Here is a 13,942-nt window from a genome sequence, read left to right on the forward strand (position 1 = left end):
CTCTGGGGAGAGGGTGGTCACGATCCTCCGTCGGTGTCGTCGGTGAAGGCGGTCAGGAGACGGGCCACCGTGTCGGCGTACCCGTCGAGGTCGCGGAGGCGGACGCGCTCGTCGTCGCCGTGCGCGCCGTCGGCGTCCAGGTCGCCCGGTCCCAGCACGACGGTGCAGGTGTCCGGGACGTCCGCCATCCAGATGGCGTCGCAGGTGAAGGCGGGTTCGTCGGCCGGCCAGGCGGGCACCCCGGCCCGGCGCAGCAGGTCGTGCCCCCACCGGTCGCGGTCGTCCAGGACCGGCAGGCCGCGCTTGGGCCAGTCCAGGCGGGTGAGGCGGCGCGCGTCGGCCGCGGTCCGGGCGAAGAGGGCGGTGTCGGCGAAGGCGGAGCCGAACTCCGCCAGCGCGGTGTCGAAGGCGCCCCGCACCGCCTCCTCCAGGGTCCTGCCGGCGCGGGCGTCGGCGTAGGACAGGTTGAGGAGCAGGTCGCCGGAGCCGTACACGCGGTTGTGCAGTGTGCCCGTGTGCAGCCCGGCCACGCACACCGCGCCGTTCCGGGCGTGGGCGTCCAGGGCGCGGCCCATGCGCTGGGCGAGGAACCCCAGCAGCACCGAGGCGTTGTGCCCGCTGTGGGGCCGGTCGTCCACGGCGTCGTCGCCGCGCACCGAGACACGGGCGGTCATCGAGGCCGTGGAGCGGGTGAGGAACCGTCCGGACGTGGGTTCGCAGAACACGTTGACGCGGCCGGTGTGACCCAGTCCGACCAGGGGGCGGGTGCCCAGGACGCCCATGGCCCCGCCCTCCTCCCCCGCGACCGCCTGGACGAGGACGGCGGTGTCGCGGCCCAGGGCCGGCGAGCGCTCCAGGGCGGCGCGCACCCCGGCCAGGAGCGCCACCGCGGGCCCCTTGGCGTCGACGGCGCCGCGGCCGCGGAAGACCTCGCCGTCGAAGGAGGCGGCGGGGCCGCCCGCGACGGTGTCCATGTGCACGTTGAACATGACCGTGCGCTCGCGCGGCACGGCGTCGGGGCCGAGCCTCAGGACCAGGCTGGGCTGACAGGCGAGGAAGCCGGGGTCGGCGGCGGCCTCGCGCACCGTCTCGGGCACGCCGGGCGCCTCCAGGTCGGCGGGGTCGGCGGGGGCGTGGCGGACCACCCGGAACCCGAGCCGCCCGGCGGCGCGGGCGTAGTCGCGCTGGGCCTCCCACAGCCGGGGCGCCGGGCCCGCGGCCCCGGTCTCCAGGGGGCCGGCCGTGGGGGCGGCCAGCAGCCGCATCAGCAGGGAGCGCTCGTCACCGGTGAGCGTCATCGGACCGCCTCCGCGCGCCAGACCCGGCGCACCGTCTCCTCCAGGGCCCGCCCGTACTCGACGAACCCGGCCGCGTCCCCCCGGCCGGGGTCGCCGCCGGTTCCCCGGAGGTGGGGGCGCAGGTGCAGGTGGGGTTCGATGGACAGTGCGCCCCGGTAGCCGTGACAGGCCAGGATCCGCAGGCACTCGTCCACCCCGGACCGCCCCCGGCCGGGCAGCACGTAGGCGGTGTCCCCTCCGGGGGCGTCGACGGCGTCCTTGACGTGGACGTGGGCCACGTACTCCACGAGCGGGCGCAGCATCGCGGCGGCGTCGTAGCCGTGGGCGACGCCGTTGCCGGTGTCGAACAGCACCCGCAGCGCCGGGCTGTCGACGTGGGCCAGCAGGTCCAGGACACGGGCGGCGTCCTCCCCCGCCCATCCGGCGCAGTTCTCGTGCGCCAGGACCAGGCCGGCGTCCTCGGCGCGGTCGGCCAGCACGCGCATCCGCGTGCGGACCACGCGCCCCCACCCGGGCTCGGCCAGGCCCCCGGAGGGGAAGGACATGATCCGCACCGTGCGCGTGCCCAGGACCGCGCAGCGCCGGGCGAGCACGTCCAGCTCGGCCAGGTCGACGGCGAAGTCCCCGGTGGCGGGCCGGGACCAGTCGCCGATCTTGGCGGCGACGGCGACCACCTCCACCCCGGCCGCGCGGATGCGCTCCGCGGCCCGCGCGAAGGCGGCGTCGTCCGTCTCGGCGACCGGCACGCCGTCCAGGGTGCGCAGCTCCAGCAGGTTCCAGCCGAGCGCGCGCACGGCGGCGATCTGGCCGGGCAGCCCGGGGGCGGCCTCGTCGCCGATCCCCGCCAGGCGGGGTGTCTCAGACGCGGACGGCACTGTCGGCCTCCCGGGGGTCGTCGGTGCGGGAGGAGCAGAGGTTCTTCGCCTCGGACAGCAGGCGGACGGCCTCCACGTGGACGGGCAGGCCCCCCCTGGCGCGCCGGGGCCGGGAGTAGCGGGTGTAGCAGGCGCGCAGGAACGCGGTGAAGGCGTCGTCGTGGAAGGCCGAGCGGGTGGGGGCCCGCCCCGGCACCGCCACCGACAGCTGGGCGGTGTGGTCGGCCTCGCTGCACGGGTAGTGGCCGGTCAGGACGACCTCGTCGAACTCCAGCACGATGCGCCGCTCGCGCAGCGGGGAGGTCAGGTCGGACTCGATCCGGGTGAGCACGCCGGTGTGGTGCACGAGGTCCAGGCGGGCGCCGCCCAGGCCCGGCAGGCGCGTCCCGTCGACGACCATGTCCTCCAGTCCGGCCGCGGCGACGTCGGCGCCTCCCGCGAGCGCCACGACCACGGCGAGGGCGTGGGGGACCTCGATGTCGAAGGCGGTGGGGTGCCCCGGCGACCCCAGGGACCTGGTGAACCGGGGCTTGTGCTGGAGCACCGTGATCGCGCGCAGCGCCCCGAAGGCGCCGGAGCGCCGGGCCGCCGACAGCCGCCTGCTCAACGCGCTGGCCGACCAGGGGGTGGAGACGGCGAGGTCGAGGTCCCAGCGGCGGCGCAGCCGCGCGATCGCGGCCAGTTCGACGAGGTCCAGGGCCAGCGGCTTCTCCACGATGATGCTGCGGTAGCCCAGGCGGGCCAGGGTTTCCAGCGGCTCCGCGCGCAGGTGGGGCGGGGTGCACAGGTGGACCACGGTGTCCCGCGGCGGGCGGCGGCGCGCCGCCTCCTCGGGGGAGGCGACCGCCAGGAGCCCGTCCGCCCCGGGACACAGGGGGTCGTGGCCCATCACCGGGCCCGGGGCGAAGAGGGAGGGGGCCGCCGCCCGCGCCTTGGCGAGCGACGGCAGGTGCAGCCCTCTTCCCGATCTGCCCAGGCCGACGATGAGGGTGTGCAGCATGGAGGGTGCGCGCCTTTCCGTTCGCCGTCATCCTCGTTCCGCGCCCTTCCGGACGGGCGGAACCATCGAACGGAGACCCAGCGTGGAGCACCACGGAAAAAGCGTCAAAACGCGAAACCTCCACCCGCGTCCCAAACCCTACCCCCGACTACTCCTTAATCGGGGGAAACAAGCAGACAAAGCAGGCGTATTGGAAATGCTTAATTTTGCCGCTTTGTCCGCTCTCCGCGGGTCAGGCCACGGAGAAGCTGAACAGGCCGCTGGGCGGGGCGTGCCAGCCCCGGTCGGGGGCCACGGTCACCCCGGGCCCCAGGCACCGCGTCCCGGCGTGGAGGCGCACGTCCGCGTCGGTCAGGTTGACCAGGACGTGGGCCGTCCCGGGGAGGCGCACGCAGCTTCCCGAGGCGGGGTCGGAATAGCGCACGAGATCCTCGAACTCGGTCGTGAAGACCACGACCTCACCGGTCGCCGCCTGCGCGGGAGAGGCACCCAGGAGGACACTGCCCAGGAGCGCCGCGGCCACGGTGGACGAAAACTTCATTCCACCATCCTTTCTGATTCCATGTGCGTTTCACGGAGGCGGCCTCCTCGCCCGGGGAGGACGCGGAGGTTCGCCGGAACGATCTTCTCCGAAAGCCTCGCCCGGCACAACCGGAACACCGAAAGGCATTTTCGGCCCACCGGCCGACCGTGGATAGAAGCATTACGACGTGGCTACATAAAATCAATAAATGCAATCTTATGCTGACGAAACGGACCCGATCCGGCGCCTTCTCCGACCCTGCGGGACCGGGGCCCTCGGAGCTCGCGGAAGTCCCGGCCGGCGGCCTCCCCCGGCACCGGCCGGGACCGGGGGCGGCGGCCGCCCGGCACGTGTGCCCCGCCCGGAGGGGCGCGGGCCTCCCGGCACCCGCGGCGCCCTCCGCTCCCGGCGGTGTGCACCGTCCGGACGGTACGGTTCCTCTGTGGAGCTCCACGGCCCGTGGACGGCTCCCACACGCAGCGGGCGAGGCGGACGGGTCCCCCGCCCTCGCCCCCGACCCGGAGGATTCGAGTGCCGATCAGGAACAGGAACGTGCTCATCGCGGGCGGCGGGGCGGCCGGTCCCGTGCTCGCCCACTGGCTGGCCCGGCACGGGTTCGCGCCGACGGTCGTCGAACGCGCGCCGGAGCCGGCCGCGGGCGGCCACCTCGTCGAGGTGTCCCCGCAGGGGATGGGCGTGCTGGACCGGATGGGCGTGGGCGAGAGGGTCCGGTCCGAGGGCGGGCCCCTCCCCGACGTGCACTCCTACATCAGCGGGCGCGAACGGCCGATCGTGCTGCCGCAGGGGCACGTGGGCGCGGTCGCGATCAGGAGCGGGAACCTGTCCCGCCTCCTGCGCGACCGCGCGGGCGAGGGCGTCGAGTACCTCTTCGGCGACTCCGTCACCTCCCTGGACGAGGACGCCGACGGCGTGGACGTCGGCTTCGCGCACGCGCCCGGGCGCCGCTTCGACCTGGTGGTGGGCGCCGACGGCCCGGACTCCCCCGTCCGCGGGCTGGTGTTCGGCTCCGACGCCGACGGACAGGTCGAGCACCTGGACGCCAACCTCGCCGCCTTCGAGATCGACAACCACCTCGGCGTCGGCGACGTGATGATGTGCCGCGTGTGGCCCTACCGGGGGTGCGTCGTCACGACGTTCCCCGGCAACGACCGGCTGGAGGTGGAGTTCCTGATGCGCAACAGGACCCCGGCCGCTCCGGCCGAGATGGACATGGAGGCGAGGTACCGCTTCCTGGAGGAGGTCTACGGGGAGGACGGCTGGGAGGTCCCCGGCCTGCTGCGGGCCATGCGCGGGGCGGACGTGCGCCTCGCGCCGTCGACCCAGGTCAGGCTGGACGTGTGGAGCAGGGGCCGGACCGTCCTGGTGGGCGACGCGGCCCACGCGGCGGACCCGATGGCGGGCCAGGGGACGGCCCTGGCCCTGATGGGCGCGACGGCGCTGGCCGGGGAGCTGGTCTTCGCCGAGGGCGACCACGAGCGCGCCTACTTCTCGTACGAGGCGTCCATGCGCGGGACGGTGCGGGAGGCGCAGAGCCTGGGGTCCGCCCTCACCAGGGACTACGCGCCGGAGGGCAGCAGGGGGGAGGTGTGGCTGCGCGAGCGGGCCGATGCCGCCCTGCTGCTGGGCAGCCGCCTCATGGCCCAGTACGGCGCACGGTCCGGCTACGAGTACGTGGGCGACGGCTTCCCCGCCGACCGCTACGCGCGCATCCTCTCCCCCTGACCGGACCCCGGGGGACCCGCCCGGCCCGGACCGGCGCGGTGCGCCCCGCCGGTCCGGGCCGGGCGCGGGTCAGCCGCAGTTGGTGGCGGGCAGGGTGATCGTGGCGTTGCCGATCGTGCCGCCCCAGTTCATGCAGTACCCCGCTCCGCTGCGGTAGACCGGCCCGGCGTAGGTGGTGTAGTCGCCGGAGTCGCGCACCCAGGCGCTCTCCCCCGTCCTGCGGACCATGGCCTCCATGTGGGTGGCGGCGCCGGGGTTCGTGCGCACGGTCACCACGCAGTTGTAGCCGTTGGAACTGTTGTAGGTCAGGAACGCGGTCCCCCGGTTGTCGGGGAACTCGATCCTGTTGACCACGGCGTACCCGCTGCCGCAGGCGCCGTTGTAGGCGGCGGCCGCGGCCGGGGCGGCCGAGAGGAGCGAACCCGCGGCGACGGCCGCGCAGAGCACGCTCGTGGCGATGGTTTTCCGGAGCTTGTCCATGTCACTTCCCCGCATCTTTCGCGCCGGGTCCGGCGCGGGGGACATCGTCTCCGGGACGGCTTCCGTTCCCCTTCTCATCCGCTTGCGTCCGGTCCTCCGTCCGGCGGGCGCGGCCGGGCCGTGCCGGAGGACCGGCGGCCCCGCGCGGACGGCCGGAGCGGGCGGGGCCGGAGCGGTGTGCGGTCAGCGCTCCCCGCCCTCCCTCAGGGCACCGGTGATCCGGTGGTAGAGGCCCCCGGAGGTGAGGCCGCCGTCCACGACCATCTCCGCGCCCGTGACGTAGCGGGACGCGTCGGACAGCAGGAAGAGCACGACCTCGGCGATCTCGTCCGCGCCGGCGACCCGCCCGGCGGGCACCGAGCGCAGGCTCTCGTCGACGAAGTCGTCCGGCCCGGAGCGGAGCAGCGGCGTGTCCACCAGGCCGGGGTGCAGGGAGTTCACCCGCACCCCCGCCCCGGCGAACTCCAGGGCGCCGACCTTGCTCAGCCCGCGCACACCCCACTTGCTCGCGCCGTAGCCGGCCGCGAAGTAGCCGGTCATGCCCGCGACGGAGGACACGTTGACCACCGAGGCCGAACCGGATCCCCGCAGCAGCGGAGCCGTGTACTTCATCCCGTAGAACACGCCGGACAGGTTGATGTCGACCACCCGCCGCCAGTCCTCGTCGGCGGTGTCCTCGATCCCGAAGCGGTGGCTGACCCCGGCGTTGTTGACGAGGCCGTCGAGCCGCCCGTCCTCCCGGCCGATCCGGTCGCGCAGCTCCCGCCAGCCCGCGGGGTCGCGGACGTCCAGGCGCGCGGACCGCGCCGAGCCCCCCTCCGCGCGGATGCGGGCCGCCACCTCCTCCCCTCCCTCCTCCGCGAGGTCGGCCACCCAGACGCGCGCCCCCTCGGCGCCCAGCGCCAGGGCCTCCGCCCTTCCCATGCCCCCGGCCGCACCGGTCACCAGGACGGTCCGTCCGGCCAGTCCGTGCTTCATGTCAGCTCCTTCCTCGGTGTGCCCCGTACTCAGTCGACGCGCAGCTCGGTGCCGCGTGTCTCGGCGACGAAGAAGACCGTCACCAGGGTGATCAGGGCGGTCAGGACGAAGTAGGCCGCGGGCGCCAGCGGTTGGCCGGTCGCGCCGATCAGCCAGGTCGCCACGAACGGCGCGGTGCCGCCGAGGACCGTGTTGGTCACGTTGTTGCCGAGCGCGATCCCGCTGTAGCGGGTGGAGGCGCTGAGCATCTCCGCGTAGGTGACGAACGAGGCCCCGTTGACGACCGAGACGCAGACGAACAGGACCGACTGCCCGACGACCGCGGCCCAGGCGGGGCCCGCGGCCATCATCATGAACATCGGGAACCCGAGGAGCGTCGCGCCGACGCTCCCGATGAGGATGACCTTCTTCCGGCCGATCGTGTCGGCCAGGTAGCCGGAGAGCGGGAGCGTGGCCGCGCCGACCACCATCGCCACCGCGGTGGAGGCGAAGGCCAGCCGCGACGAGTGGCCGGCCGTGGTCTGGAGGTAGGTGGCCGCGTACACCGAGACGATGTAGTACCCGCCGGTGATGACCGCGCCCAGGCCGATGATCTTCAGCACCGACCGCCAGTTGGTCACCAGCAGGGTCTTGACCGGTACCTTCTTCGTCTCGCCCTGGTCGGCCAGCTCCTTGAACTGCGGGGTGTCGTCGAGGTGGCTGCGGATGTACAGGCCGATCACGCCGATGGGGAGGCTGAGCAGGAACGGGATCCGCCACGCCCAGTCCAGCATCTGCTGCTCGGTGAACAGCGAGGTGGCCGCGAGCGCCACCAGCGCGGCGAACAGCGATCCGAGGTAGGTCCCGGAGTTGACCAGCGAGGTCTGGGTGGCCCGCCAGCGGGTGGGGGCCGACTCCGCGACGAACGCGTTGGCGCCGCCCAGCTCGCCGCCCGCCGCGAACCCCTGCACGCAGCGGCACAGGACCAGCAGGGCGGTCGCCCACACGCCCAGCGTGACGTAGGTGGGCAGCAGCCCGATGACAGCGGTGGCCGCCACCATCAGGAGGATGGTCCACGACAGGGCCCTCTTGCGCCCGTACCTGTCCCCGATGTGTCCGAAGAGGATGCCGCCGGGCACGCGCATGAAGAACGCGACGGCGAAGGCGGCGAACGTGCCCAGGAGCGCCGCCGTCGGATCCTCCGAGACGAAGAAGAGCATCGCCACGAAGGTGGCCATGTACCCGTAGATGCCGAAGTCGTAGTACTCGACGACGGTGCCGATGACGGCCGCCCGGATGACCTTCACCCGGGACTGGAAGCCCCCGTCGGCGTGCGTCGTGCCCGGTCCGTCCGCGGACCTGTGGTCCAGTGGCATGCTGCCTCCTCGGGCAGGGTCGGACCGGGGGCGTGCGGGCCGCCCGGTCCTGGTGGGTCAGGGGGAAGAAGGGGGTACGGCGCGGGGGTCAGCCCCGGGCCGCCGCCCCGCGGCCGGCGATGCGGCCCATGGTGATCGCGTTGGCGACGGCGTTGCCGCCGCCGACGTAGCGCAGTCCGAGGACTCCGGCCCCGGCCTCCCCCGCGGCGAAGAGCCCGGGGATGGCGCGGCCCTCGCGGTCGCGCACGGCCGCCCGGGGGTCGATCTCCATCCCGGCGTGCGTGCAGACGAGTTCGGTCGGGAGGAGGAGTGCCGCGTGGAAGGGCCCCTCCCCGATGGGGTCGGGGTCCCCCTGGCCCTTGTCCCGCAGGCTGAGGTGGCGCAGGAAGCGCTCGTCCTCCCCGTGCGGGAGCTGGGTGTTCCAGGCGTCCACGGTGGCGCGCAGGGCTCCGGGCGGCACCCCCATCAGTCCGGCGAGCCCCTCCAGGGTGTCGGCCCGCAGCGTCCTGCCCGCGTCGGCCTCCTCGGTGACGCGCTCCGGCGTCCAGTCCGCGTAACCGGAGGGCAGGGAGGCCCTGGCCCTGTCGTCGAAGACGCACCAGACGGGGCCGTCCTGGGCGTCGATGACGCCGGTGGAGACCGCGTAGGACGCGTCCTCGTCCATGAACCGCCGCCCGGCCCTGTTGACGTACACCCGCGAGACGGGCGGGAACCCGGACTGCCAGTGGTGGTACCGCTGGAAGTAGGCGGTGGGCAGGCGCAGCCCCCGGCCCGCCCCGGTGACCGAGGCCCCGACCCCGTCCGCGAAGCGGATGTGGTCGCCGCGGCTCCCCGGGGCGGCGACGACGAACGCGTGCTCGCCCGCCTCCAGCGCCGCGGGGTAGTACTCCCGGAGGAGCCCGGGGTCCCGGGCGAGCCCCCCGGTCGTGACCACGACCGCTCCCGCGCGGACCTCGACGCCGTCGGCGACGACGCCGACCACCCGGCCGTCCTCCGCCAGGAGCCGTTCGACCCGGGTGTTGAGCACGGTCTCGACCCCGTGCCGGCGGCAGGCGGCCGCCAGCACCTGGACCAGGCCGAGGCCCTGGTCCTTGGGCACGTGGCCGCGCCGGACGTCCTCGACGCCGGCCCGGCACAGGCCGGGCATGTGCGCGTTCGTGGAGATCCGCGCGGGGATCTCCACGCCCAGCCCGATGAGCCATTCCAGGGTGGGCCCCGCGTTCTCGCAGAAGGCGCGGACGAGCCCCGGTTCCAGCATCCACTGGTTCAGGTCCATGTAGTGCTGGTAGAACCGCTCGGCGGTGTCCTCCACTCCCGCGCCGCGCTGGACGCTCGTTCCGGCGGCGGTGAACAGCCCGGCGGAGAGCTGGGTCGACCCGCCGAGTTCGGTCTCGGCCTCGAACAGCAGCACGCCCGCACCGGCCTCCGCCGCGGTGGCCGCCGCGGCGAGCCCGGCCCCTCCGCCTCCGACGACGACGACGTCGACGGTCTCCCCCGCCCCGGTGGCCGGCTCAGACATGGCGCGATCCCCCGTCCACGGCGATGCTGTGCCCGGTCACGTAGCGGCTGCTGTCGGAGAGCAGGAACAGCAGGACGCCGACGACCTCCTCCGGGGAGCCGACCCGGTGCAGGGGGACGTCGTCGAGGGCGGCGGCGAGCGCCTCGGGGTCGTCCTGGAGCCAGCGGGTCATCTCGGTGTCGATGAACCCGGGGGCGATGGCGTTGACGCGGATGCCCCGGTCCCCGAGTTCGACGGCGAGCGACTCCGTCAGGTGGGCGACGGCGGCCTTGGAGGCGCAGTAGGCCGCGCGGCCCCGGCGCACCCGTACCGCGGAGACCGAGGACATGTTCACGATGGCGCCGCCCGGCCCCATGTGGCGGGCGGCCGCCTGGGCCCCGTGCAGGACTCCCTTGACGTTGACGTCGAGGACGGCGGAGACCTGGTCCGCGGAGATGTCCCCGACCAGGGCGTACGGGAAGACCCCGGCGTTGTTGACCCAGTAGTCGAGGGAGCCGGTCCCCCGGACGGCGGCGAGGGCGAGCTCGTCCTGCTGGGCCGGGTCGGCGACGTCGACGCGGTGGGCGGCGACCCGCCCCGGCCGGACGCCGCCAGGCCTCCCGGCCAGCTCGCGGTTGATCTCGTCGGCGGTCCGCTCCATCCCGGCGTCGTCGAGGTCCGCGCCGACGACGTCGACCCCCCGGGCGGCCAGCGCCGCCGTGAAGGCGCGGCCCATGCCGCGCGCCGCGCCGGTGACGACGGCGGTGCGCCCGGCCATCTCGGGGTGGACGGCCTCCATGGGTCGGTCGACGACGCGTGCGGGACCGGTGCCCTCGTGCTGGGTCATGGGACGTGCCTTTCGGTGGATGTGCGGGGGTCTCTCGGCGGGAGGGGCCGGGGCAGGTCAGGCGGTGTCGTCGCGCCGGACGTCGCGGCGCGCGACGCGCCAGTCGTCCCCGTGCCGGACGAGCCGGTCGTGGAGCGCGGTGAGGCGCAGCACCCGGGTGCCTCCGGCCACACGCGTCGCCATGACCTGGAGGTAGGCGCTGACCCGTGCCTCCTCCGCGTCCAGGGACTCCACGTACACGTTGGTGACCACGTGGCGGTGCACCTCTCCCCCGGCCCGGGCGTCGCGGGCGAAGTCCCGGGCGAAGTCGCGGAGCGGCGTCCGGCCCACGACGGGGGCCGGATAGGTCGGGGAGTGGAACTCGCCGTCGGGGGTGAAGGTGTCCGCCCACCCCCCGGCGTTCCCGGAGTCGATCAGGTGGGACTGGCGCGCGTAGAGCTGGTGGATGCCGGTGACCTGCGTGCCGTCCATGAGCCCCTCCAAGGCGTGCGATAATCGCACTAGGCGTGCAATTAAAAGTCAACGTATGTGTCCCACGTCACCGACGTCAAGAGGCGGGGGTGTATGTTCGCCCTGCGAGAGGAGCCCGATGCCCACCACACCGGCCCCACAGCCGGACCCACGGACGTCCAAGACCCTGCACAACGGGATCGAGGTGCTCGAACTGCTCAGCCGCAGCCCGCACGGGCTGTCGGTGACCGAGGTCGCCGAGGGGATCGGTGTGCACCGCACGGTCGCCCACCGGCTGGTGCGCACCCTGGAGGAGCACCGGCTGTGCAAGCGCGACTCCTTCAAGCGGATCACGCTCGGCCCCGGACTGGTCGCCCTCGCCGAGTCCGTCGAGGTCGACCTCCGGGAGGTCGCGAGGCCGGTCCTGGCCGACCTCGCGGAGGCGCAGGGCGCCACCGCGCACCTGGTGGTGCCCGAGGGCGAGGACGAGGCGCGCGCGCTCATGGTCGTCGAACCGCGGCACGCCAGGGCGCACATCGCCTTCCGCACCGGCCGGGTCGACCCCCTCGGCAAGGGCTCCGCCGGACTGGCCCTGCTGTCGGCCATGCCCCCGCGCCCGGGGGAGCGGGAGGAGGTCTCCCTGGCGCGCCGCCGCGGCTACGCGGTCTCCCACGCGGAGGTGACCAACGCCGTCACGGGGGTCTCCGCCCCGGTGGTCGGCCCCCGCGGCGCCCCCGTGGCGAGCATCGGGATCTCGGTGCTCGAACTGGACGACCCGGCGCCCTTCGGCGAGGCCGTGGTCGACGCGGCCCGGCTGATCGCCGGCATGCTGCACCTGCCCTGACCCCCGGCCCCGGGGCGGTGCCGGGACGGTGCGGAGGGCCGGCCGCGGCGGAGGGGTCCGCCCCCGTGCCCCGGACGGATCGCCCCGGCTCCGCGCGGTGCGTACGCTGGCGGCGTCGGCGGATTCCGGAGGACGGGTCCGCCGGCCTGTCGACGGACCCCGGGCACGGCCCGCCGGGGCCCACCCCTCCCCCAGGGCCCGAGTGGAGACCGCCCCGTGAGGATCAGCACCGAGTTCACCGTGAACGCGCCGGTCGGGCGCGTGTGGCGCCTGCTCACCGACGTGGAGGCGGTGGCCCCGTGCGTGCCCGGCGTGAGACTGACCGGCGTCGACGGCCCCCTGTACTCCGGTGCGGTGCGGGTGAAGGTCGGCCCGCTCGTGGCCGCCTACTCCGGCACCGCCCGTTTCACGGAGCTGGACGAGGGGGCGCGCCGGGCGGTGGTCGAGGCGTCCGGGCGGGCCAGCCGGGGCGCGGGAGGCGCCTCGGCGACGGTGACCGCGCGGCTGCGGGCCGAGGCAGGGAGGACGGTCGTCGGCGTCGACACCGACCTGGTCCTCACCGGCCGGTTCGCCGAACTGGACGCCGGCACGGTCAGCGCCGTGTCGGCCTCACTGGCGGCGCGCTTCGCCGCGGCCCTGGAGGCGAAGTACGGCTTCGCCCCCGCCGGGCCCGGGAGCACGGAGGCGGCCGGGCCGGAGGAGCCGCCGGAGGCCGGCCGGAGCAGGGAGGACGCCGGGACGGGCGCGGCCGGCGGGGCCGCCGGAACACGGGAGACCTTTCGGGCGGACCACGCCTTTCCGGACGCGGCCAGAAAAAGAGCGACAAAAAACCCCGAGCCCTCCGCTGGGGAGGAACAGCGCTCCGACCAGGCAGAACACGGGGCCTCCACCCCCCGCCCCGCTGCCTCCGGGGCCGGGGAGGACTCCGCGGAACCCATCGTGTCTGGTATCACAGGCGATGTGACCGGTGCGCAGAAGTTCCCCGACCATGCGGATGTCTCCCCCTCGGCCCCGGCGGCCTCCGCCGCGGGGGCCGTCGCCGACCGGCTCTGGCCGCTCCTGGCCGTGGTGGTCGTGGCGGGCGGGATGATCCTGGGCTACGTCCTCTTCACCTGAGCCCGCGCCTCCGCGGCCCCGGCTCCCCGTTCCGCGGTGGGGCCGTCCGGGCCTGCGGCCCGTCCGGGAACCCCGCTCCCGGGAGCGCCCGGCGGACCTTCGGCGGCGGGGCGGGACCCCGCGGCCCGGGACGGTCACCGCGCCCGGCCGCGCCCCGCGTCTCCCGGGACCGTTCCTCAGGCTCCGCCCAGGGTCGTGCCGGGCAGCCGGGTGGCCAGCCACTGGTCGTCGGAGTCCTGGCGCATCTCCAGGACTCCGGGGTCGTCCTCCCCCGGGAAGACCAGGGTGACCGTGGCGATCGGGGTGTCCCCGTCCAGGTCGGTCCCCATCACGGCGTCCCCGACCTCGGCCCCCTCCGCGTCCGGGAGGGACTCGGCGTAGGCGGGGAAGGCCTCGGCGCAGTCGGCGCCCCCGTGCGCCTCGACCAGCACGTTCTGGGCGGCGGGATCGATCAGGGCGCAGCCCGCCTCGCCGTCGACGGCCTGGAGCGAGGCGACGAACCCCCCGGCGGCGCGCAGGGCGTCGGCCTCGGTGTCGGCGTCCGGCGCCGCGTCCCCTCCCGCCCCCGCGTCCGTCTCCTCCGTCTGCCCGGCGGCCTCCTCCTGCTCCTCCCCTCCCGCGCAGGCCGTCACGGCGAGGAGCAGGGCCAGGGGCAGGGCGGGCAGCAGCCGTCGCATGGGGGGCCTTCCGAAGGGGGCGGGCGGGGCGTCCGCACCATTGTTACCGCATCCACCCGTCCGGTGACCACCGGTGCGCACCGCCGGGTTCCCGGCGCCCTCCGGGCAGGGCGCGGTCCTCCCGCCCCGCCCGCCCCCGCGAAGACGCACCGCCGACGGGCCCGTCCGGGCCCCGGCGCCCCGCGCCCCGCGCCCCGGGCGGACGCGCGGAGGGCGCGCGACGCGGACGGCCCCCGGAGGGCGGACGGGGAAGGCCCC

The 13,942-nt window shown here is 75.0% G+C and carries 14 protein-coding genes; 3 read left to right on the top strand and 11 right to left on the bottom strand.

Annotated elements, in window-relative coordinates:
• Nucleotides 1–17 precede the first annotated feature (17 nt).
• The 4 genes from ACWGL3_RS17895 to ACWGL3_RS17910 all read right to left on the bottom strand — a co-directional run bounded on the left by ACWGL3_RS17895 (nucleotide 18) and on the right by ACWGL3_RS17910 (nucleotide 3,714).
• Nucleotides 18–1,298, bottom strand: a complete 1,281-nt coding sequence (locus tag ACWGL3_RS17895; RefSeq protein WP_267948708.1) for a M20/M25/M40 family metallo-hydrolase — start codon at nucleotides 1,296–1,298, stop codon at nucleotides 18–20.
• A complete protein-coding gene (locus ACWGL3_RS17900) occupies nucleotides 1,295–2,173 on the bottom strand; it encodes a sugar phosphate isomerase/epimerase family protein (protein WP_267948707.1) in 879 nt (292 codons plus the stop codon). Before ACWGL3_RS17900 ends, ACWGL3_RS17895 begins: the two co-directional genes overlap by 4 nt.
• Nucleotides 2,157–3,173, bottom strand: a complete 1,017-nt coding sequence (locus ACWGL3_RS17905) for an oxidoreductase (RefSeq protein ID WP_452461573.1) — start codon at nucleotides 3,171–3,173, stop codon at nucleotides 2,157–2,159. The genes ACWGL3_RS17900 and ACWGL3_RS17905 overlap by 17 nt, the downstream gene beginning before the upstream one ends.
• 232 nt (nucleotides 3,174–3,405) lie before the next feature.
• Complete coding sequence (locus tag ACWGL3_RS17910) at nucleotides 3,406–3,714, bottom strand: hypothetical protein (protein WP_267948705.1); 309 nt, start codon at nucleotides 3,712–3,714, stop codon at nucleotides 3,406–3,408.
• Between the two features lie 513 nt (nucleotides 3,715–4,227).
• Here ACWGL3_RS17910 and ACWGL3_RS17915 point away from each other — a divergent pair.
• Nucleotides 4,228–5,439, top strand: a complete 1,212-nt coding sequence (locus ACWGL3_RS17915) for an FAD-dependent monooxygenase (RefSeq protein ID WP_267948704.1) — start codon at nucleotides 4,228–4,230, stop codon at nucleotides 5,437–5,439.
• Between the two features lie 69 nt (nucleotides 5,440–5,508).
• Here ACWGL3_RS17915 and ACWGL3_RS17920 read toward each other — a convergent pair whose 3' ends face one another.
• From ACWGL3_RS17920 to ACWGL3_RS17945, 6 genes are all read right to left on the bottom strand, one after another.
• Nucleotides 5,509–5,919: a spore-associated protein A gene (locus ACWGL3_RS17920; protein WP_267948703.1), complete on the bottom strand. Its 411-nt coding sequence runs from the start codon at nucleotides 5,917–5,919 to the stop codon at nucleotides 5,509–5,511.
• 183 nt (nucleotides 5,920–6,102) lie between these two features.
• Nucleotides 6,103–6,897 (bottom strand): SDR family NAD(P)-dependent oxidoreductase, encoded by a 795-nt coding sequence (locus tag ACWGL3_RS17925; protein ID WP_267948702.1) that lies wholly within the window; start codon nucleotides 6,895–6,897, stop codon nucleotides 6,103–6,105.
• Nucleotides 6,898–6,926: 29 nt separating this feature from the next.
• Entirely contained in the window at nucleotides 6,927–8,252 is a 1,326-nt protein-coding gene (locus ACWGL3_RS17930) for an MFS transporter (protein WP_344183164.1), read from the bottom strand.
• 88 nt (nucleotides 8,253–8,340) lie between these two features.
• Entirely contained in the window at nucleotides 8,341–9,771 is a 1,431-nt protein-coding gene (locus ACWGL3_RS17935; protein ID WP_452461574.1) for an FAD-dependent oxidoreductase, read from the bottom strand.
• The gene (locus ACWGL3_RS17940) at nucleotides 9,764–10,597 is read right to left on the bottom strand and encodes an SDR family NAD(P)-dependent oxidoreductase (protein ID WP_267948700.1); all 834 of its coding nucleotides are present in this window, start codon (nucleotides 10,595–10,597) and stop codon (nucleotides 9,764–9,766) included. Before ACWGL3_RS17940 ends, ACWGL3_RS17935 begins: the two co-directional genes overlap by 8 nt.
• A 57-nt stretch (nucleotides 10,598–10,654) precedes the next feature.
• Entirely contained in the window at nucleotides 10,655–11,068 is a 414-nt protein-coding gene (locus ACWGL3_RS17945; protein WP_267948699.1) for a nuclear transport factor 2 family protein, read from the bottom strand.
• 118 nt (nucleotides 11,069–11,186) lie between these two features.
• On the opposite strand from ACWGL3_RS17945, the gene ACWGL3_RS17950 reads away from it, so the two are divergent.
• Complete coding sequence (locus ACWGL3_RS17950; protein WP_267948698.1) at nucleotides 11,187–11,891, top strand: IclR family transcriptional regulator; 705 nt, start codon at nucleotides 11,187–11,189, stop codon at nucleotides 11,889–11,891.
• 216 nt (nucleotides 11,892–12,107) lie between these two features.
• Complete coding sequence (locus ACWGL3_RS17955; RefSeq protein WP_452461575.1) at nucleotides 12,108–13,007, top strand: SRPBCC family protein; 900 nt, start codon at nucleotides 12,108–12,110, stop codon at nucleotides 13,005–13,007.
• A gap of 176 nt (nucleotides 13,008–13,183) precedes the next feature.
• Here the strand turns inward: ACWGL3_RS17955 and ACWGL3_RS17960 are convergent, their stop codons facing one another.
• Entirely contained in the window at nucleotides 13,184–13,684 is a 501-nt protein-coding gene (locus ACWGL3_RS17960) for a hypothetical protein (RefSeq protein WP_267948696.1), read from the bottom strand.
• Nucleotides 13,685–13,942: the final 258 nt, after the last annotated feature.

The sequence above is a fragment of the Nocardiopsis sp. NPDC055824 genome, from assembly GCF_053616335.1.